This is a genomic window from Xanthomonas sp. WHRI 7065, from assembly GCF_040203115.2.
In the GTDB taxonomy this organism is placed as follows: Bacteria; Pseudomonadota; Gammaproteobacteria; order Xanthomonadales; family Xanthomonadaceae; genus Xanthomonas; species Xanthomonas arboricola.
The window spans coordinates 558236-577106 of sequence record NZ_CP168194.1; the positions used below are offsets into that span (position 1 = coordinate 558236).

Below are 18871 nucleotides of genomic sequence, written 5' to 3' on the forward strand. Positions count from 1 at the left end.
GTAGAACAGCATGCGCGTAGAACAACATGTCGAGACCATCCGGGCAGCGGGTCTCGAAGCAGCTGCAAAACTCAGTGCGAATCCTTGTCCTGCTCGGCGTGCTGCTCGGCGGTTTCCGCGTTTTCGCCCACATCGCCTTGCGTCTGCGGCGTGGGCAGGCCTTCCTTCTTCATCTCGCCGTGGTTGGGCACTTCCGGGCGGTTTTCCATCATCAGCGACAGCGCGGCCTTGGCCATCAGATGGGCACTGATCGGTGCGGTGATGAACAGGAACACGGTGATCAGCAATTCGCGCGGTTGCGGGTCCACACCCAGGAACAGGTGATAGCCGACCGATGCCAGCAGCACGCAGCCCACCCCCAGTGTGCTGGCCTTGGTCGGCGCATGCAGGCGCTTGAAAAAGTCCGACAGCTTCACCAGGCCGAACGCGCCGATCAGGATGAAGAAGGTGCCGACCAGCAACAGCGCGCTGAGCAGATATTCGGTCAGTGCGATCATTCGACGATGTCCCGACGCAACACGAACTTGCTCAGCACCACGGTGCTGCCGAAGCCCAGCATGGCGATCACCAGCGCGGCCTCGAAGTAGATCGGCGAATCCAGGTACATGCCCAGCAGCATCAGCTCGGCGATGGCGGTGATGGACAGGGTATCCAGCGCCAGGATGCGATCGGGCACGCTCGGGCCGCGCAGCAGGCGCCACAGCGCCATCAGCATGGCCAGGCCCACCGCGTGCATGCAGATGACGATGGTCGATTCGATGAACATGTGGCCGGTCATGGAAAGATCTCCATCAGGGGCTTCTCGTAGCGGGTCTTGATCTCGGCGATCAAGGCGTCCGGATCGTCCAGGTGCAGCACGTGCACCAGCAGATACTTGCGGTCGTCCGAGAGCGCTGCCGACACCGTGCCGGGAGTGAGCGTGATCATGCTGGTCAGCGCGGCGATGCCGTGGATGTTGGCAATATCCAGCGGCACCCAGATGAAACCGGGGTGGATGCGCGACTCCGGGCCGAGCACCTGGCCGGCGACCTTGATGTTGGAGCGCACGATGTCGCCGGCGGCCACCAGCAACATACGCGGCACCGAACGCAGCGAGCCGATGCGGGCGAACTCGCGGTCCAGGCGCGCCGCAAAGATCGGCACCACCCAGCCCAGCAACAAGCCCAGCACCCATTGCTGCGGCCCGAAGCTGTCGCTGAGCAACAGCCAGAAAATGAAGACCGTCACGCTCAGCGACGGCGAGGGCAGCAGCCGGCTGCGCAGCGGCATACGCGTGCTCATGGCTGCCTCCGTTGCGGCGTGGTGGCGCGGACCTGCTCGACGTAGGCGCCGGGATCGCGCAGCTGCACGCCGGCCGCGTCTGTGTAGCGCATTAACGGGCCGGCACCGGCCGTCATCGCCACCAGCCCGCTCAGCAACAGCAGCGTCGCGGCGGTCTCCACCGGGCGCATGCGCGCACGCCGTTGCGGCTGCAGCTCAGGGACATCCTGCACCGCTTCGGGCACGCGCCAGAACAGGCGCACGCCGGCACGCGTCAGGCCGATCACCACCAGCAGGCTGCTGCCCAGGATGGCGAACCACACCGGCCCGACCAGGCCCTCGGGCACGTGCTGCAGCAACGCGGCCTTGGCCAGGAAGCCGGACAACGGCGGCAGCCCGGCGACCGCGACCGCGGCGACCATGAACATCGCGCCGGGGATCCCGCGCCGCGGCAGCGGCGCGACCACTTCCTTGCGGTCGCTGGCGCTACCGCGGCGACGCCGGATCAGGTCCGACACCATGAACAACGCCGCGGCCACGAAGCTGCTATGCGGCAGGTAGTACAGGCCCGCACCCAACGCGCCGGCATCGTCCAGCGAGAAGGCAATGAACAACGTCGCCGCCGAGAACACCACCAGATACGACACCATCACCCGTAGCCGCGATGCGGCCATCACCCCGAACGCGGCCATCAGCAGCGTGGCGATGCCCAGCCACAGCAATGCGTGGCGGCCGAAGCCCTGCAGCGCGCCGGCACCGGCGCCGAACCACAGCGCCGACACCCGCAGCGTCGCGTACAGCCCGACCTTGGTCATGATCGCAAACAACGCCGCCACCGCCGCCGGCGCGCGCGAATAGGTCTCCGGCAGCCACAGGTACAGCGGCAGCAACGCGGCCTTGCTGCAGAACACCAGCAGCAACAGGCCCAGGCTGGCCTTGGCCAGCGGCAGGTCCTGCGCCGGCAACGCGGCGATGCGTTGCGACAGCTCGGCCATGTTCAAGGTGCCGAACACGCCGAACAGCAGGCCCAGCGCGATCAGGAACAGGGTCGACGCGCACACGTTGAACACCACGTAATGCAGGCCCACACGCATCTGCAGCCCGCGCCCGCCGCTGAGCAGCAGGCCGTAGGAGGCGATCAGCATCACTTCGAAGAACACGAACAAGTTGAAGATGTCGCCGGTCAGGAACGCACCGTTCAAGCCCATCAACTGGAACTGGAACAGCGCATGGAAATGCGGCGCGCGCCGGTCCCAGCCGGCGCAGGCATGCAGCAGGCAGGCCGCGCCCAGGATCAGGGTGGTCAACAGCATCCACGCCGAGAGGCGGTCGCCCATCAGCACGATGCCGATGCGCGCCGGCCAGTCGCCGAGCAGGTACACCAGCACCTGGCCTTCGGCGGCGCGCACGAACAAGGCGATGACCGATGCGGCCAGCAAGGCCATGCTTGCCCATGCCACCGTGCGCTGCACGCGCGGCCCATAGCGTCGGTGTTCGACGAACAGCGACGCCGACGCGCCCAGCATCGGGATCAGGATCGGCAGGATCAGCAGATGGTTCATCGCCGGGCCTCGCGCGTATCCACGCCGGTGGTGGCGTCTTCATGCGCATCCACGTGATCGCTGCCGTTGTCGCTGCGGCTGCGGATCGCCAGCACCAGGCTCACCGCAGTCATCGCGAAGGCGATCACGATCGCGGTCAGCACCAGCGCCTGCGGCAACGGGTCGGTGTAGTGCATCAGGTCGGCGGATACGCCCTCGCGCAGCACCGGCGCCTGGCCGCTGCGCAGCCGCCCACCGGCGAAGATCAGCAGGTTGGTCGCGTACGACAGGAAGGTCATCCCCAGGATCACGTCGAAGCTGCGTGCGCGCAGCAACAGGTAGATCGCCAATGCGGTGAGGACGCCGATCGCGCTTGCCACTGCCAGTTCCATCAATGCTGCTCCGCGGTGCGTGTCGAACGTTGGGTGGGATCGATCTCGCCGCGCTGCGAGCTGCGCGTGCGCGAGGGTTTGATCGTGCCCATCATCGACAGCATCAGCATCGCCGCACCGAACACCACCAGATACACGCCGACATCGAAGCCCAGCGCGCTGGCCAGTTCCAGATCGCCCAGCAGCGGCAACGGAATCTCCAGATGCCCGCTGCTCAGGAACGGCATGCCGAACACCAGCGCACCGGCACCGCTGACCAGCGCGCACAGCAGGCCGATGCCGATCAGGCGGATGTAGTCGAAGCCGAAGCGCGATTCCACCGACGCGGTGCCCTGGATCACGTACTGCATCAGCAACGGCACCGCCAGCACCAGCCCGGCGATGAAGCCGCCACCGGGCGCGTTATGGCCGCGCAGGAACAGGAACAAGGACACCGTCAGCGTCAGCGGGAACATGATCTGCGCCAGATCGGCCGGCACCGGCAACTTGATCGGCGGCCCGGGCATGCTGCGCTCCGGCGCCATCCGCGAGCGCCGCAGCAGCGCGTGCACCACCAGCCCGGCGATCGCGAACACGGTGATCTCGCCGAAGGTATCGAAGCCGCGGAAATCCACCAGGATCACGTTGACCACGTTGCGCCCGTAGGCTTCCGGCAGCGCACGCTGCAGCAGCTCGCCGGCAACCGTGTGGCTGGGCTGGGTCATCAAGGTATAGGCCAATGCGGCAAGCCCGGCACCACCGACGACGGCGATGCCGGCATCGCGGAGCTTGCGCAGGCGCGCGGGCTCGGGCAGCGAGCGCTCGGGCAGGTAATTCATCGCTAGCAGCATCAGCACCAGCGTGACCATCTCCACCAGCAACTGGGTCAACGCAAGATCCGGTGCCGACAGGAACACGAAGGTCATGCTGACCGCCAGGCCGGTGCCACCCAGCACCAGCACCGCGAGCAGGCGCTGCTTGTACAGGAACAGGCTGCCCAGGGCGCAGGCGATCATCAGCAGCCAGATCGTCCAGCCCAGCAGCGGCAGCGGGGTGGGCGCCGGCCAGGCCGGCAATGCGCCGCCCTGCAGGAACGGCACCAGCGCCACCACGACAGCGCTCAGCACCAGCAGCATCAGCATGCGTTGCAGGTTGCCGTTGGTGACCGCATCGGTCATGCGCACGGTACCGGCGAACAGCGCGCGCAGGTTCCAGTTGAACAGCGCCTTGCCGGGCGAGCGGTTCTGGATCGCGTACATGTCCAGCGTGCGGCGCAGCGCCATGTACAACAGGGTGCCGCCCACCATGCCGGCGATGCTCATCGCCAGCGGCCAGTTCCAGCCATGCCACAGCGCCAGGCTGTAGTCGGGCAGGCGCTCGCCCAGGATGGCGCTGGCACCGGCGCGCAGCACCGGCGCGATGGTCCAGGCCGGCACGATGCCCACGGCCACGCAGATCAGCACCAGCACATCCACCGGAATCCGCATCCAGCGCGGCGGCTCGTGCGGGGTGGTGTCCAGATCGCGCGGGCCTTCGCCAAAGAAGGTGTCGTGCACGAAGCGCAGGCTGTAGGCCACGCCGAGCAGGCCGGCCAGCAGCGCGGCGATGCTGGCCAATACCCGCATCGTCTGCGGCGCATCGGTTTCCAGCGCCACGGCAAAGAACATTTCCTTGGACAAAAAGCCGTTGAGCAGCGGAACGCCGGCCATCGCCAGCGAGGCGGTGATCGCCAGCACGCTGGTGACCGGCATCAGGCGGCGCAGGTTGCCCAGCTTGCGCATGTCGCGCGTGCCGGTCTCGTGGTCGATGATGCCGGCGGCCATGAACAACGATGCCTTGAACACCGCGTGGTTGAGGATGTGGAACACGCCGGCCACCACCGCCATCGGCGTGGACAGGCCGAACAGCATGGTGATCAGGCCCAGATGCGAGATGGTCGAGTACGCCAGCACGCCCTTGAGATCGTGCTGGAAGATCGCGTGCCATGCGCCGAGCAACAGCGTGATCGCACCGATGCTGGTGACCGTGTAGAAGAACAGGTCGGTGCCGGCCAGGGCAGGATGCAGGCGCGCCAGCAGGAACACGCCGGCCTTCACCATCGTGGCCGAATGCAGGTACGCCGACACCGGCGTCGGCGCCGCCATCGCGTGCGGCAGCCAGAAGTGGAACGGGAACTGCGCACTCTTGGTGAAGATGCCCAGCAGCACCAGCCCCAATGCATAGGGATACAGCGGACTGGCGCGAATCAGATCGCCGGCCGCCAGCACCGCATCCAGCTGGAAACTGCCGACGATGCGGCCGATCATCAGGATGCCGCCGAGCAGGGCCAGGCCGCCACCGGCCGTCAGCACGAAGGCCATGCGCGCGCCTTCGCGCGCGTCCTTGCGGTGCGACCAGAAGCCGATCAACAGGAACGAACTGATGCTGGTGAGTTCCCAGAACACCATCAGCAACAGCAGGTTGCCCGACAGCACCATGCCGAGCATCGCGCCCATGAACAGCATGAGATAGGCGAAGAAGCGCGATGCGCTGTCGCGTGCACTCAGGTAGTAATGCGCATACATCACCACCAGCGCACCGATACCCAGCACCAGTAACGCGAACATCCACGCCAGGCCATCGAGCCGCAACGAGAACATCAGGCCGATCTGCGGCAACCATGCGTACTGGCTGCCGATCACCTCACCGCGCAACACGGCCGGTGTGAGCGTCGCCAGGATGACCAGCCCGCCCAACGGCGCGGCCGCAGCCAACCACGCAGTGATCGAACGGGAGGTGCGCCAGAGCAGCGCAGTGGCGGCCGCCATCACAAATGGCAGCGCAAGCAGGATTTCCAGCGAGAAAGGCATGCAGGGAACACAAGATTCGCGAGCAGGCCAGAGAGCTTAACAAACCGTTGACTGACGCCAGCGTCAACGCCGTAGCTGCGCGCCTGCGCAAATCGCCGCCGGATCGGCGTCGCGCCGCTGCCTGTCACTCGCTATGCTGGGATCCACCCAGACTGCATCCGAGCCCTGTGACCGCTGCCGATCCCGCTCCGTCCACTGCCGTTTCTGCGCCGCGCGCCCTGGTGTTCGGCGGCAGCGGTCAGATCGGCGAACGCCTGCTGACACGGCTGCTCGGCCGCGGCTGGCAGGTGACGGCCTGGTCGCGCCAGCCACGTGCCGCGCGCGCCGGGCTGATCTGGCGGCAGGGCGATCTGGCCATGCCGGCTGCCGCGGGCGAGGCATTCGAGGTGATCTTCAGCTGCGGTCCGCTGGACCATTTCGCGCGCTGGTATGCCGAAAATCCGGTGCGGGCGCCGCGCATCGTGGCGTTCGGTTCCACCAGCCTGGAGGTCAAGGAACACTCGATCGACGCGGCAGAGCGCGATGTCGCGCAGCGTCTGGCAAATGCCGAACAGGCGCTGTTTTCCGCAGCCCAGGCGCGTGGCGCCGCGGCGACGGTGCTGCGCCCGACGCTGGTCTATGGTGCCGGGCGCGACCGCACGCTCACCCAGATCGCCGGGCTGGCGCAGCGCACCGGCGCCTTCGTGCTGCCGGCCAACGCGACCGGGCTGCGCCAGCCGGTGCATGTGGACGATCTGGCCAGCGCGGCGCTGGCGGTGGTCACCCAGCCGGTGACGCAGCAGCGCAGCTATGCCGTCGGCGGCGGCGAAGTGCTGGCCTACACGCAGATGGTGGAGCGCGTGCTGGCAGCGCTGCCGCGACCGGCGCGGCTGTATCAGGTGCCGCCCGGCCTGTTCGGCCTAGCCCTGACCGCTGCGCAGCGGCTGGGGCGCCTGCGTGGCATCAATGCGGCCGCATTGCAGCGCATGCGCGATGACCTGGTGTTTGACCTGGAACCGGCGCGTCGCGACTTCGGTTATGCGCCGCGTGCCTTTCGTCCCCTGCCCGAAGAACTCGGCATCGGCGAGTGAGGCTCGTCTGGGCGTGCGTGCTGCCAGGCCTGGATGGCGCGCAGACTGCCTGAAGTGCGATCCGCCTGAGCGTAGCCACCGCAGCGCGACGCCGCTTTCAAATCATGATCAAGCCAACGACGGCTGCGTTCTTGCAGTCACTCGCGCTCAGTACCGCCAACCCAACTGACGATAGAGCTTGGCCAGTACCCAGATCGGCCCGATCAGCAGATAGGTCAGGTCGGTCAGAAAGCTCGGCTTGCGGCCTTCGATCCGGTGGCCGACGAACTGCGCGACCCAGGCCAGCACGAACACCGTCAGCGCCGTGGTGAACAGCCCGGTGAGTCCGAGTCTGCCTTCGAGCAACCGGCACAGGCAGCCGAAGAAAAAGAAGATCCCCAGCATGCCCAACCCAAGCGGACGCGATAGGCGGTTGTAGTACGACCAGGCCGCGAACATCGACAACGCCGCCCACACGCCGCTGCTGAACCAGGTGCCGCCGACCGGGATGCACCACAGCAGGGCCACTACCGACCACAGGATCGCCGGCACCGCCAGCACGTGGATCTGCTGATTGGTGGTGTTGCGGTGATCGTCGGCGTAGCTGGCGAAATAGCGGTCGATCGGTCGCGCGGTCTTGGTGCGTTCGGTCATGTTCCCTCCCAGGAATGACCCAAGCATACGCGCGCGGATGGCACTGTGGCAGCCGTGCTCCCTGCCACGCACAAGGCGCGTGGCAGGGGCCGGCGTGCATCAGTTGACCGACACGGCGCTCCACGCCGCGGCAACCGCGCGGTACTGCGTGGAGCTGCTGCCGTACAGATCGGTGGCCGCGCTCAACGTGGCCCTGCGTGCGGCCGCGTAGTTGGTCGAGGAGGTCATGTAGACGGTCAACGCGCGGTACCAGATGCGGCTGGCCGCCGCCCGGCCGATCGCCGTCAATACCGTATTGCCGTTGCAGACCAGCCCGGCCGGCGTCACGTTCCAGCTGGTTCCCGACCCGAAGCCGCTCGGTACCACCGCGCCTTCGGCCAGCAGATAGTAGAAATGGTTGGCCACGCCCGAGCTGTAATGCACGTTGAGCGAGCCCAGGCTGCTGCTGTAGCAATCGGGCGAATCGCCATCCAGGCTGGGCTTGAACATGTAGCGCAAGGCCAGCGTCCCGCTGCTGTTGCCCGGGATGATCTTCTCGCCGATCAGGTAATTGCCCGGCTGCGCGCTGTTGTTGGCAGAGTACTCCACCATCGCGCCCATGATGTCGGACGTGGCTTCGTTCAGGCCGCCCGACTCGCCCGAATACACCAGGCGCGCGGTGCGGCTGGTCACGCCATGGGTCATCTCGTGGCCGGCCACATCCACCGACACCAGCGGCGTGAACGTGCTGCCGTCGCCATCGCCGAAGGTCATGCAGAAGCAGCTGTCCTGCCAGAACGCGTTGTTGTAGCGACTACCGTAATGCACGCGGCTGCGCGCACCGACACCGTCGTTGGCGATGCCGCTGCGCGCATGGGTAGTGCGGAAATAATCCCAGGTCAACGCCACGCCGTAATGCGCATCCACCGCTGCGGTCACCGTATCGCTGTTGGCGCCGCTGCCCCAGGCGTTGTCGGCATCGGTGACCAGCGTGCCGTTGCCGGAGGTGCTGTTGCGCATGTTGTAGGTGGCGCCGCTGCCGCGGCTCAGATCGGTCAACTCGTAACCGCTGCTGCAACGTGTCGTCGCCAGTGCCACGTTGCCTGCATACAGCGAACGCCCGGTGCCGGCCGCACTGGTGCCACCTGCGCAGGCGGTGTGCACCGTGTCCCAGGATTCGAGAATGCGTTGATTGACTGCATCGACGATGTAATGCATTTCGGTCGGCGTCTGATCCGGCTTGATGCCGCTATAGATCACTTCATAAACCAGCCGCGGTGCGCCCTGGCGCGCATACAAGGCCAGACTTGCGTGCGGCGCGGCATCGGGTGCCAGATCGAACTGCGTACCGGCCGCGCGTATTGCCGTGTCCGCATCGATGCCTGGCACGATGCTTGGCCGCACGCTGGTGTCCATGCTCTGGCTCAACTGACGCATCACTCCGCGCCGCGAATGCACCACTACATCGCCGCCGATCACCGGCAGGCCCTGATACGTGCGATCAAAGCGCACATGCTCGCTGCCGTCGGCATCGACAATGCTGTCGCGCGCGACAAACGCATCGGCCGTTGCACGATTGGCCAGCGCCGCAGCGTGATTGCCCAACAAGGATTGCGCGCGCGACACCGCAGCATCTGCGGAAAGATCCGCAGCAGTGGCGACAGCAGACAACGATAGCGCGCAGCAGATCGCCGCGCCCAGGACATGAACTTGCATGACGACTCTCTCCCCGAAAACGTGCAATGCAAAGATCGGCGGCGATACGCATCGCGGCCGATCGCGACTGGCAACAGGTGCCGGCAGATAAACTTGCACAGTCCATGACGGCACAGTAGTAAAAGTTACAGCTGTGTTGCGTTCTGTGCGCCGCGCCACTTTGCGGTGTGGAGGGCATCGCAGAGCAGCAGGAGTGTCGCTGCGTGTGCAACATCGCCAGCGCGGCAGGCATGTCGTTTTGTCGCAATCTGGAAGGTGCACCAACCTCCAGCGACGCACAATCCGCTGGCAGCGACAGGCAATCCGCGCAGGCGTGTGCAGTCAGGCGCGGCCGCAGCGACGCTCTCGGCGCTACTGTCGAAACTAGACAGGCACAAAAAAACCGGCCAGACATCTGGCCGGTTTTTCTTGTTGCGGCGTTGAACCGTCAGCGGCCGCCGATCGCGGCCCGCTGCTGCTCATCCTGCGCCCGCTGCTGCGAAGCCTGACCAGCCAGCAATTGCGCACTGGTCTGCTCCAGCGTGGGAGCTGGCTGGTTCAGATCCACCGCCGCACGGAAGCCCGGCGTGGTGCCCATGACAAATGCCTTGCCATCCTGCACGGTGACGTTCTGCAGCTTGTCTGCGGAATCGATACCGTTCTGCTTGGCCTGCAGGGTGACGTGGGCCGCGGTCTCGTTGGAGATCATGCTAGGCAGCTTGCTGCGGATCGCGTTGTGCAAGGCATGGTCCGGATGCGAGGCATCGTCGAGCGACGGACCCTTGGGCGCAGCAACCGGCGTCTGCGCTGCCTGCGCCTGGGCCGGTTGTGCGGACAACGCGGCCTGCGTGTTGCGCCCCACCACGCCATCGGGCTGCAGCCCGTGCTGCTTCTGGAACGCAATCACCGCCTCACGCGTGTTGTCGCCAAAGCGGCCATCCTCGGTAAGCCGGTTGCCCTGCGCATCGCGCACGCCGAGACGGTTGAGGTCCTGCTGCAGCTTGCCGACATCGCCACCTTGCTCGCCATGCCGCAGCGTGCCGTTGCCAGCCGCTGCCGCCGGCTGGGAATGGCGCGTGCCGGACTCCTGCTGGTGGCCCTGATTCCAGAATGTCTCCGGACTGGTCAGCTTGCCGTTGGCATCGCGCAGCTGGTAATGCACATGCTGCGCGTACTGGTTGTTACCGCTCGGGCCGCGTCCACCCATCGTGCCGATGGCATCGCCGGCGGACAGCGTCTGGCCTTCCTTCACCTTGAGTGCGTCCAGGTGCAGGATCTCGTGCGAGTTGCCCTGTGCATCGCGAATCTTGACGGTGCCGTAATTGCCGCCCGCGAAGGTGACGGTTCCGGCGACCGGCGAATGCACCGTCGGGTGCTGCATGTTGCGGCCTGTCTGGCCACCCTGGTAGTTGAAGTCGGTACCGCCGTGCGGCCCGTGGCTGCCGCGGTGTTCGCCATAATGACCGGTGATATGCGGATCGGCACTGCCTTGACCGGGCAGCATGCGTTCCATCGTTTGCTGGAAATTGCTGCGAGCACCATGGCTGGGCTCGGCCGGGTGCACCGCTGGTGCCGGCCGGTCCACGGCATTGCCCTGCGTCTGGGCGAGACGCTGTTCGACAAACTGGGTGTAGTTGTCCAGATGAGGGGCAATCTCGCGCCGCGACAGAGCAAGGCCGCCATAATCCTTGCTGGGACCATCGTGGTGATATTTGTAGATGTAGTCCTCGCCCTCACCGCGGCTGCGCGCAAGGTCGCGGTTATCGATGAAATGTTGCACCAAGGCCTGCGACTGCGTATGCACGTCGAAGCGGTTGGACGCGTTGACGCCGTAATGCGCGCCGGTGCGGTCGATGAACTGACCCAGGCCCGAGGCAGACGTTGTGCCCGCAGCAGCATCAGGATTGAAGCCTGATTCAACTCGGGCGATGGCAAGGACGTAAGCGGTCTCGCGCGATGAAAGCCCGGCATCCCGCGAGGCATCGATAAGACTATCGATTACCCGTGATTGGGTTTGTGGACTGGCATCGCCCCAGCGACGCGATTCGCCATGCAATCGGCCATCTCCGCTGTCGATGGGCTCGCGGTAATGGCTCCAGGCTTTGATCCGGTCACTGCTGTATGCAGCGCCGCGTGGTTGAAGCATTTCGGTATAAATCGTGGTGTCGGTCATATCGTGCGTTCCTTTCTATGAGACAGATTCTTCCTTGTAACGGGTGCTGCTCCATGTACTGCGTACTGCGTTGGCCGTGCACCGCCATCGGTGCACGGGCATCCTTTGCTCAGGGCTGGAAAGGCACCAGTTCCGGGTGCTTCAGTCCCAGCTCTTCGAGCTTGTGTTCGTACTCATCGTTATTCGGGCTCTGCTGGCCGTCCTGTGTATGCAGCGGTGGTGTCGCGTGATTCAGCAACTGACCCTTGATGTCATACAGAAAGAACCATTCGCAAAATTCGCAGCCGTAAGGAAGCTCACCGTACTGGACGACGAAATACGTGCTTCCTTTTGCGTCTTCCGCGCAACCCAGGCCCACTGCGGTGTAGTCCGCCATCTCTGGAGGTGCTGCCACTTCCTGGCGTTGGCCATCACGCTCCATTTCCAGGTGAGTTTTGGTGGAGCCGCCGCTCTCGGATGGCAACGCGCTCAGGTGCAGGCGCACGCCGGAGCATTCCTTGATCATGTCGTTCCGTCCTTGTGTATCTGCTTCTGTCGAAGCCGGGGATGGGGTAGTGGCAGGTGGCGTACTGGGCGCGCTGGTGGTGGGGGCAGCTGCGGGCCCTGGCTTGTCACCGCATGCGGCAAGCACCAGGCTCAGGCCAAGCGCAGGTAGGACGGAGATGAAGCGTCGCATCAGGTCGCCTCTTTGACGGTTTGAGTTGTAGGTGAGGATAGCCAAGCAGGCAGAACCTGCTTCCAGCGCCCACCGACGTTTACAAAGACTGGTCGTCCACCTTGACCAGCATCCAGCAAGGGCGCTGGGCGAAGTGGTAGACCTGCTGATCACCGGTGTCCGGTGTGCGGACCAGTACCTGGCGGCCATCGGCCTCTTCGGAAATCGTGACCTCGCGGCCGCCGTTGCGGGCTGCCTCCAGGTTGGGAATGACAGGCCATTCGACCTTGGCCAGCGGAACCGTGCGGGTGACCGGGGCGGGCTCGGGCTGTGCGTCCGGGTCGAGCTGGATCATCGTCAGCGGATCGGCGGTGGCCTTTTCCTGTACTGCAATGTCTGCACTGAAGCTTTTCAGAAACGTAGAGAAGTCGGCGCTGGGGCAGGTTGTCGCCTGCGCAGGCGTTGCTGGAGCAGTGGCGGGTGCCGAGGCTGCAGGTGCTGCATTGGCAGCAGGCGTCGCTGCGCCGGCGGGCTCTGCTTGCGGCTTGCAGGCGACCAGCGCCAGGCTCAGTGCGAAAGCGTGCAGGGACGTTCGAAAAAGGGCCAAGGGATCCTCCTGATCATTGCGGGGCAACTGGAACGCGGGCGGGATGGTATACGCACGCTGCTTGCCAATGTGTGAAGGCTCGCGGAGTCGTGGGTTGCGCAAACTGGCCGGCATGCGGCAGGCAATACCTTCGCAGTACAAGCAGCCTGACGGTGGCCGCGGTCCTCGGGTGAGTCCACCGCCGTTGATTGCTGTCAGCAAAGCGCAGGTTATCTCGATCAAGCCTGCGCAAAGATCATGATGATTTGATTATGGTTTGGCCGGGGATTTATCCGGTATGGCGTGGCTGACTATATCCCGTTTGAAAATACATCGAGTGCATCCGCGCCCACCCACCCCTGTGCGCAGTCGCCGACATACTGGCCCGGTGCGGCGGCATGGCAGCTCTCGCCAGTGGTGGTCTTCGAGCGTTGGATCGGCCTGTCGCCATATGTCCCGCATGCCGGGTTGTTCTTGCAGTGGGCGACGCTGTCTGCAGGAATCGCAATGACGTAGTAATACAGAGGATTCTGTCCGGCGCGGCCGATCGCTTGAATGCAGACGAGCTGGCCCTGCGCCAGCCTGGCTCTGGCGACCGTACGACTGCCAGTGGTCGGCACCGCATCAAGTGCATCCACCCCGTTTGCCTGCGCCACGCCGGCAAACAAGCCCGTATCGCCACATGCAGGCGAGAGCTCGACGTCGTAGAAATCGCCGGCATCGACATTTCCGGCCGTGCAGCCTTTTGCCATATTCGCATCGGCACACTGCACGCCGCTTGCCTGTAACAACGTCGCGAGCCGGTCATTGACGGCAGCGCCAGCAGAAGCAGGTGCGCGCGTTGCTGCAGACGCCGATGCCGATGCCGATGCCGTCGATGTGACTGGCGGCGCGACAGGAGCTGCTGATTCGCCGGCGCTGCACGCGCTTACTGCAAGCAGCCCGGGCAGCAGTGCGTTGCGTAACGCCGGCAATCTGCGGAACGAACAATAAGAGAGTGCCATTGCGACTTCCTTGGGCAACAGACCGCGTCAGGTGCGTCCTTCAGCGCTCAATAAAGAGCGCTGCCCGCCATTGCTGCTTTAGTACGGCATCACAGCCCCGGGAGCGGGGCCTTGGAGATCAATCGACCGAAATACCCGCCAACCGCTGCAATGCTTCGGCATATTTTGCGCGCGTGCGTTCGATCACTTCTGCCGGCAGGCTGGGGCCGGGTGCGGTCTTGCCCCAGTCCAGGGTTTCCAGATAATCGCGCACGAACTGCTTGTCGTAGCTGGGCGGGCTGGTGCCGAGTTCGTACTGGTCGGCCGGCCAGTAACGCGACGAGTCCGGGGTCAGCATCTCGTCCATGATGTACAGGCGGCCATCGGCATCGGTGCCGAATTCGAACTTGGTGTCGGCCAGCAGAATGCCGCGCTCGGCGGCAAAATCGGCGGCGAAACGGTAGATGCGCAAGGTGGCATCGCGGACGCGTTCGGCAAGCTCGGCGCCGACGGTCATGACCATCGCGTCGAAGTCGATGTTTTCGTCATGGTCGCCGACCGCGGCCTTGGTCGACGGGGTAAAGATCGGCTCGGGCAGTTTCTCGGCCTGGCGCAGGCCATCGGGGAGTTCGATGCCGCTGATTTTGCCGGTGCGCTGGTAATCCTTCCAGCCGCTGCCGATCAGGTAGCCGCGTGCGATCGCTTCCACCGGCACCGGCTTGAGCTTGCGCGTGACCACGGCGCGCTTGGCATACAGCGCCGGGTCCACGCCTTCGGGCAAGACCTGCTCCACGGTGATGTCGACCAGATGGTTGGGCATCAGGTGTTCGGTCTTGTGGAACCAGAAGTTGGAGACCTGGCACAGCATCTCGCCCTTGCCGGGGATCGGGTCGGGCAGCACCACGTCGAACGCGGACAGGCGGTCGGTCGCCACCATCAACAGATAATCGCCCGGGGGCGCATCGGCGGGCAGGCGCTCGCGGGGAATGTCGAAGACATCGCGGACCTTGCCACGGTGACGCAACGGCAGGCCGGGCAGATCGGATTGCAACAGCGTGGTCGACACAGGCACTCCTAAGGACGTCGCAATGACGCTGTCCCCGGGACCCGGCGGGCCCGCGGGTGGGCAGCGGGCCGCGTAGTGTACGGCGCTTCGGCGCGCGCCGCTGGATTTATTGGAGCCGCCCCGGCGGCCGGCGTGCATGCCGCGTCAGCCAGGCCGGGCGGGCGTTCGGGTAAGATCGCCAGCCCGCCTTCCCGCCCCCGATTGCCCATGTCCTGGTACGGAAAACTGCTCGGCGCACTGGCCGGCGCCCTGCTGTTCCGCGGCGCGCCGGTACTCGGGCTGATGATCGGCCTGGCGATCGGGCATGCGGTGGATGCCGGCTGGTTCAAGCGCCGCGCCGACAACCCGTACGAAGCGCTGGGACTGGAGCCGGACGCCACCACCGCCGAGATCGACCTGGCCTACCGCCGGCTGATGTCGCGCTACCACCCCGACAAGGTGGCCAACGCCGAGCCGGAAGCACGCCGCCAGGCGGAGAAGAAGGCCAGCCAGATCAATGCGGCCTACGATCGGATCCAGCGCCTGCGCAAACGCTGATCAGCACCCGCGTTCCGGTATTGGTGCCAGGCGGGACAGCGGCCCGCACCCAAGTGGGCATTGGCGCCACCAATAAAAACGCCCGACCCGTGACAGGTCAGGCGCGGTCACTTGGACGTCAAGCACTCAGAAGCGATAGGTCGCCGTCAGGCGCACCGCATTCGACGAAAAGTCGGTATCGGTGCGGCGCAGATCGGTACCGGCCGGGTTGACGCGCAGGAACGGGTTGGTGGCCGGCGCGGTGCCCGGGCCGACCCGCACGCGGGTGTCTTCGTCCTGCAGGCGGGTGAACAGGTATTCCACACCGACCGAGGCGTTGTCGCTCAAACGGCGCTGCAGGCCCAGGCCGGCCTGGTAGCCGTCGGCGCTGTCGCCGCCGCTGCTGGTGAAGCTGTTGGCGGTGTTGCTGCTGGAGAAGCTGTGGTCGAACTCGCCACGTGCCACGCCGGCGGTGAAATAGGCCAGAAAGTCGCCCTGCGCGCCAAAGGCATAACCGATCCGGCCGCGCAGTGCGGCGGTGCGGTTGAGCTGGCGGGTGAAGGTGTAGAACGCCGGGGTGGTGCTGAAGGCGCTGACGCTGTCGCGCAGGTCGTTACGGGTGTACTCGGCGACCACGCCGTAGACCCAGTTGCCGGCCTGCCAGTCGTAACCCAGCCGCGCACCGTATTCGGCGCCACCCTTGTCCTTGCTGCAGCCGCTGGCCGGGGTGCGCCCGGCCGCCGCGCCGCCGCAGAACCCGGGCGAGAAGGCATCGGCGCCGGTCGGGGTGCTGACCTGGTCGCCGTCGCGGCCGTCCAGGTTGGTGTCGAAGCCAAAGCGGCCGCCGGAAACGCCACTGACGTCGGCGCCGCCGACATTGGCGCCAATCGAGAAACCTGACCAGTCGGCCGGGCCGGTCTGGGCCCAGGCGGACGGGGCGAGGGCCATCAAAACGAGCGCAGCGGAGGCGAGCGGGGTGGTCTTCATGCGGTGTCCTTGGCGAAAGGGCGCGGTGCGCCGGTTCAGCTGCATACGCAAGCTGGACCGCTGCGGATGCACTGGCTTTGCGCGCCTGCGACAATGTGTTTTCCGTTCCTTGACGAGCTGCCCATGCAACCGACGGCGATTGCCCCGTCCATCCTGTCCGCCGATTTCGCCCGTCTGGGCGAGGAAGTGAACAACGTCCTGAAGGCCGGCGCCGACTGGGTGCACTTCGACGTGATGGACAACCACTACGTGCCCAACCTCACCATCGGCCCGATGGTGTGCCAGGCGCTGCGCAAGCACGGCATCACCGCGCCGATCGACGTGCACCTGATGGTCGAGCCGGTGGACCGCATCGTGCCGGACTTCGCCGAGGCCGGCGCCACCACCATCAGCTTCCATCCCGAAGCCAGCCGCCATGTGCACCGCACGATCCAGCTGATCAAGTCGCACGGCTGCCAGGCCGGCCTGGTGCTCAACCCGGCCACCCCGGTGGACATTCTGGACTGGGTGCTGCCGGAGCTGGATCTGGTGCTGGTGATGTCGGTCAATCCCGGCTTCGGCGGGCAGGCGTTCATTCCCTCGGCGCTGGACAAGCTGCGCGCCATCCGCAACAGGATCGACGCGCTGGGCAAGCCGATCCGGCTGGAGATCGATGGCGGGGTCAAGGCCGACAACATCGGCGCGATCGCTGCCGCCGGTGCCGACACCTTCGTCGCCGGCTCGGCGATCTTCAACGCGCCCGACTATGCGCAGGTGATCGCGCAGATGCGCGCGGCGGTGGATGCGGTGCGATGAGCGCGCCTGTGCTGCAGATCCGCGCCGCCACGCCTGACGATGTGGCGCTGCTGCATGAGCTGATCACCGCACTGGCGGTGTACGAACGCGAGCCCGATGCGGTCAAGGCCAGCCCGCAGGACCTGCGCGCCAGCCTGTTCGGCGAGGGCGCCACTGCGCATGCGCTGATCTGCGAGCAGGCCGGCCAGGCGCTGGGATTTGCGGTGTATTTCTTCAATTACTCGACCTGGCTCGGCCGCAACGGCCTGTATCTGGAGGACCTGTTCGTGCGTCCGCAGGCGCGCGGGCAGGGCGCCGGCCTGGCCCTGCTGCGGCACCTGGCCCGGTTGGCCGTGCAGCGTGGCTGCGGGCGTTTCGAATGGTCGGTGCTGGACTGGAACCAGCCGGCCATCGACTTCTATCAGGCGGCCGGTGCGCGCCCGATGGACGGCTGGACCGTCTACCGGCTCGACGGCGAGCGCCTGGCCGCGTTCGCCGCCGGCGCCTGAGCGCGGCCTGCGCGCCGCCGCGGCACGCAAAGAGAAGGCCGCTCCCCTGGGAGCGGCCTTCGAGAAAAATTGGAGGCTGATCCTGCCTCCGCCCGTCGTCCCTGCTATGGCCTTCCACTCTCCGGGTTCTCGGTGACATGCCGATGACAGCCCGGCGACATTGCGTATTCACGATGCGCGCAGCGGGCCACTGCTAGCCTGCGTCCACCACCCCCACAGCATTGGCAGCGTGCATGGCCGCGTCCCACTGGCGTCTGATCCTCAACGGCAAGTCCACCGACAATCTGGACCTGCGTGAGGCGGTGGGAACGCTGCGCAAGCGTGGCATCCAGCTCGAGGTGCGGGTCACCTGGGAAGACGGCGATGCCGAGCGCTATGTCGGCGAAGCGGTTGCCGACGGCGCCCACACCGTGATCGCGGCTGGCGGTGACGGCACCTTGAGCGAAGTGGCCGCCGCGCTGGCGCATCACACCGCCGATGCCGCCACGCTGCCATCGCTGGGCCTGGTGCCGCTGGGCACCGCCAACGACTTCGCCACCGCCGCCAACCTGCCGATCGAACCGCTCGCTGCGTTGACGCTGATCGCCGAGCGCCCCGCCGAGCCGATCGACCTGCTGCGTATCGACGCCGAACACGGCCCGCACTGGTGCGCCAACGTCGCCAGCGGCGGGTTCGGCACCCAGGTCACCGTCGAAACCGACGAAGGCCTGAAGAAGATGCTCGGTGGCCTGGCGTATCTGATCACCGGCATGTCGCGGCTGGGCCGCATCGACCCGATCAGCGCCCGCTTCAGCGGCCCGGATTTCAGCTGGGAAGGCGAGTTCATCGCGCTTGGCCTGGGCAACGGGCGCCAGGCCGGCGGCGGCCAGGCGCTGTGCCCGGAGGCCCTGATCGACGATGGCCTGCTCGACGTCACCATCGTGCCCGCGCTCAACGGCGAAGTGGCCGCCACCCTCGGCACCCTGGTCACCGGCGGCAAACAGGCCGCGCTGGAACGTGTGGCCGTGCGTGCGCGGCTGCCGTGGCTGGAGATCGTCGCCCATCAGCCGCTGACCTTGAACCTGGATGGCGAGCCGGAGACCTCGCTGCATTTCCGCATCGAATGTGTGCCGGCGCGGTTGCGGATGCATTTGCCGGTGGAGTGCCCGTTGCGGAGCGCTTGAGGGTGGGGAATCGGGAATCGGGATTGGGGAATCGGTAGAGCGGGGGCTGGTTGTTCGGCGC

19 protein-coding genes are annotated in these 18871 nt (G+C 66.0%); 5 read left to right on the forward strand and 14 right to left on the reverse strand.

Annotation, left to right across the window (positions count from 1 at the left end):
* Window positions 1-71 precede the first annotated feature (71 nt).
* Genes ABQY64_RS02370 through ABQY64_RS02395 form a run of 6 tightly spaced genes read right to left on the reverse strand, consistent with a single transcriptional unit; the run spans window position 72 to window position 6021 of the window.
* Complete coding sequence (locus ABQY64_RS02370; protein WP_016901328.1) at window positions 72-497, reverse strand: Na+/H+ antiporter subunit G; 426 nt, start codon at window positions 495-497, stop codon at window positions 72-74.
* Window positions 494-778, reverse strand: a complete 285-nt coding sequence (locus tag ABQY64_RS02375; protein ID WP_016901330.1) for a K+/H+ antiporter subunit F — start codon at window positions 776-778, stop codon at window positions 494-496. Before ABQY64_RS02375 ends, ABQY64_RS02370 begins: the two co-directional genes overlap by 4 nt.
* Window positions 775-1281: a Na+/H+ antiporter subunit E gene (locus tag ABQY64_RS02380; protein ID WP_016901331.1), complete on the reverse strand. Its 507-nt coding sequence runs from the start codon at window positions 1279-1281 to the stop codon at window positions 775-777. The genes ABQY64_RS02375 and ABQY64_RS02380 overlap by 4 nt, the downstream gene beginning before the upstream one ends.
* Window positions 1278-2822 (reverse strand): monovalent cation/H+ antiporter subunit D, encoded by a 1545-nt coding sequence (locus ABQY64_RS02385; protein WP_102255521.1) that lies wholly within the window; start codon window positions 2820-2822, stop codon window positions 1278-1280. The genes ABQY64_RS02380 and ABQY64_RS02385 overlap by 4 nt, the downstream gene beginning before the upstream one ends.
* Window positions 2819-3193: a Na+/H+ antiporter subunit C gene (locus ABQY64_RS02390; RefSeq protein ID WP_349779790.1), complete on the reverse strand. Its 375-nt coding sequence runs from the start codon at window positions 3191-3193 to the stop codon at window positions 2819-2821. Before ABQY64_RS02390 ends, ABQY64_RS02385 begins: the two co-directional genes overlap by 4 nt.
* Window positions 3193-6021 carry a monovalent cation/H+ antiporter subunit A gene (locus ABQY64_RS02395; RefSeq protein WP_039531378.1) on the reverse strand — a complete coding sequence of 943 codons (2829 nt, stop codon included), beginning with the start codon at window positions 6019-6021 and terminating at the stop codon, window positions 3193-3195. The genes ABQY64_RS02390 and ABQY64_RS02395 overlap by 1 nt, the downstream gene beginning before the upstream one ends.
* A gap of 167 nt (window positions 6022-6188) precedes the next feature.
* On the opposite strand from ABQY64_RS02395, the gene ABQY64_RS02400 reads away from it, so the two are divergent.
* Window positions 6189-7091 carry an NAD-dependent epimerase/dehydratase family protein gene (locus tag ABQY64_RS02400; RefSeq protein ID WP_349779789.1) on the forward strand — a complete coding sequence of 301 codons (903 nt, stop codon included), beginning with the start codon at window positions 6189-6191 and terminating at the stop codon, window positions 7089-7091.
* A gap of 147 nt (window positions 7092-7238) precedes the next feature.
* Here the strand turns inward: ABQY64_RS02400 and ABQY64_RS02405 are convergent, their stop codons facing one another.
* The 7 genes from ABQY64_RS02405 to ABQY64_RS02435 all read right to left on the reverse strand — a co-directional run bounded on the left by ABQY64_RS02405 (window position 7239) and on the right by ABQY64_RS02435 (window position 14861).
* Window positions 7239-7724, reverse strand: a complete 486-nt coding sequence (locus tag ABQY64_RS02405; protein ID WP_104554502.1) for a DUF962 domain-containing protein — start codon at window positions 7722-7724, stop codon at window positions 7239-7241.
* Between the two features lie 99 nt (window positions 7725-7823).
* Window positions 7824-9419, reverse strand: coding sequence for a M4 family metallopeptidase (locus tag ABQY64_RS02410; RefSeq protein ID WP_349779788.1), 1596 nt, complete (start codon window positions 9417-9419; stop codon window positions 7824-7826).
* Window positions 9420-9846: 427 nt separating this feature from the next.
* Window positions 9847-11571 (reverse strand): peptidoglycan-binding protein, encoded by a 1725-nt coding sequence (locus tag ABQY64_RS02415; RefSeq protein ID WP_349779787.1) that lies wholly within the window; start codon window positions 11569-11571, stop codon window positions 9847-9849.
* A gap of 109 nt (window positions 11572-11680) precedes the next feature.
* Window positions 11681-12076: a hypothetical protein gene (locus tag ABQY64_RS02420; RefSeq protein WP_016901348.1), complete on the reverse strand. Its 396-nt coding sequence runs from the start codon at window positions 12074-12076 to the stop codon at window positions 11681-11683.
* Between the two features lie 250 nt (window positions 12077-12326).
* Entirely contained in the window at window positions 12327-12833 is a 507-nt protein-coding gene (locus tag ABQY64_RS02425) for a hypothetical protein (protein ID WP_104596187.1), read from the reverse strand.
* Between the two features lie 290 nt (window positions 12834-13123).
* A complete protein-coding gene (locus tag ABQY64_RS02430; protein ID WP_349779786.1) occupies window positions 13124-13816 on the reverse strand; it encodes a hypothetical protein in 693 nt (230 codons plus the stop codon).
* Between the two features lie 118 nt (window positions 13817-13934).
* Complete coding sequence (locus ABQY64_RS02435) at window positions 13935-14861, reverse strand: phosphoribosylaminoimidazolesuccinocarboxamide synthase (protein WP_046345459.1); 927 nt, start codon at window positions 14859-14861, stop codon at window positions 13935-13937.
* A gap of 207 nt (window positions 14862-15068) precedes the next feature.
* On the opposite strand from ABQY64_RS02435, the gene ABQY64_RS02440 reads away from it, so the two are divergent.
* Window positions 15069-15398, forward strand: coding sequence for a DnaJ family molecular chaperone (locus tag ABQY64_RS02440; protein WP_016901358.1), 330 nt, complete (start codon window positions 15069-15071; stop codon window positions 15396-15398).
* A gap of 126 nt (window positions 15399-15524) precedes the next feature.
* On the opposite strand, the gene ABQY64_RS02445 is transcribed toward ABQY64_RS02440, so the two are convergent.
* The gene (locus tag ABQY64_RS02445; protein WP_349779785.1) at window positions 15525-16364 is read right to left on the reverse strand and encodes an outer membrane beta-barrel protein; all 840 of its coding nucleotides are present in this window, start codon (window positions 16362-16364) and stop codon (window positions 15525-15527) included.
* A 123-nt stretch (window positions 16365-16487) separates the two neighbouring features.
* Here ABQY64_RS02445 and rpe point away from each other — a divergent pair, with 123 nt between their 5' ends.
* From rpe to yegS, 3 genes are all read left to right on the forward strand, one after another.
* Window positions 16488-17159 (forward strand): ribulose-phosphate 3-epimerase, encoded by a 672-nt coding sequence (gene rpe, locus ABQY64_RS02450; protein ID WP_349779784.1) that lies wholly within the window; start codon window positions 16488-16490, stop codon window positions 17157-17159.
* Window positions 17156-17647: a GNAT family N-acetyltransferase gene (locus tag ABQY64_RS02455; RefSeq protein ID WP_349779783.1), complete on the forward strand. Its 492-nt coding sequence runs from the start codon at window positions 17156-17158 to the stop codon at window positions 17645-17647. Before rpe ends, ABQY64_RS02455 begins: the two co-directional genes overlap by 4 nt.
* A 233-nt stretch (window positions 17648-17880) precedes the next feature.
* Complete coding sequence (gene yegS, locus ABQY64_RS02460; RefSeq protein WP_065050377.1) at window positions 17881-18810, forward strand: lipid kinase YegS; 930 nt, start codon at window positions 17881-17883, stop codon at window positions 18808-18810.
* Window positions 18811-18871: the final 61 nt, after the last annotated feature.

Coding starts and splice junctions, on each gene's coding strand:
- ABQY64_RS02455 (WP_349779783.1), top strand. CDS start 17,156: ATGAGCGCGCCTGTGCTGCAGATCCGCGCCGCCACGCCTGACGATGTG.
- ABQY64_RS02385 (WP_102255521.1), bottom strand. CDS start 2,822: ATGAACCATCTGCTGATCCTGCCGATCCTGATCCCGATGCTGGGCGCG.
- ABQY64_RS02440 (WP_016901358.1), top strand. CDS start 15,069: ATGTCCTGGTACGGAAAACTGCTCGGCGCACTGGCCGGCGCCCTGCTG.
- ABQY64_RS02420 (WP_016901348.1), bottom strand. CDS start 12,076: ATGATCAAGGAATGCTCCGGCGTGCGCCTGCACCTGAGCGCGTTGCCA.
- ABQY64_RS02445 (WP_349779785.1), bottom strand. CDS start 16,364: ATGAAGACCACCCCGCTCGCCTCCGCTGCGCTCGTTTTGATGGCCCTC.
- ABQY64_RS02395 (WP_039531378.1), bottom strand. CDS start 6,021: ATGCCTTTCTCGCTGGAAATCCTGCTTGCGCTGCCATTTGTGATGGCG.
- rpe (WP_349779784.1), top strand. CDS start 16,488: ATGCAACCGACGGCGATTGCCCCGTCCATCCTGTCCGCCGATTTCGCC.
- ABQY64_RS02375 (WP_016901330.1), bottom strand. CDS start 778: ATGACCGGCCACATGTTCATCGAATCGACCATCGTCATCTGCATGCAC.
- ABQY64_RS02415 (WP_349779787.1), bottom strand. CDS start 11,571: ATGACCGACACCACGATTTATACCGAAATGCTTCAACCACGCGGCGCT.
- ABQY64_RS02430 (WP_349779786.1), bottom strand. CDS start 13,816: ATGGCACTCTCTTATTGTTCGTTCCGCAGATTGCCGGCGTTACGCAAC.
- yegS (WP_065050377.1), top strand. CDS start 17,881: ATGGCCGCGTCCCACTGGCGTCTGATCCTCAACGGCAAGTCCACCGAC.
- ABQY64_RS02405 (WP_104554502.1), bottom strand. CDS start 7,724: ATGACCGAACGCACCAAGACCGCGCGACCGATCGACCGCTATTTCGCC.
- ABQY64_RS02410 (WP_349779788.1), bottom strand. CDS start 9,419: ATGCAAGTTCATGTCCTGGGCGCGGCGATCTGCTGCGCGCTATCGTTG.
- ABQY64_RS02380 (WP_016901331.1), bottom strand. CDS start 1,281: ATGAGCACGCGTATGCCGCTGCGCAGCCGGCTGCTGCCCTCGCCGTCG.
- ABQY64_RS02370 (WP_016901328.1), bottom strand. CDS start 497: ATGATCGCACTGACCGAATATCTGCTCAGCGCGCTGTTGCTGGTCGGC.
- ABQY64_RS02390 (WP_349779790.1), bottom strand. CDS start 3,193: ATGGAACTGGCAGTGGCAAGCGCGATCGGCGTCCTCACCGCATTGGCG.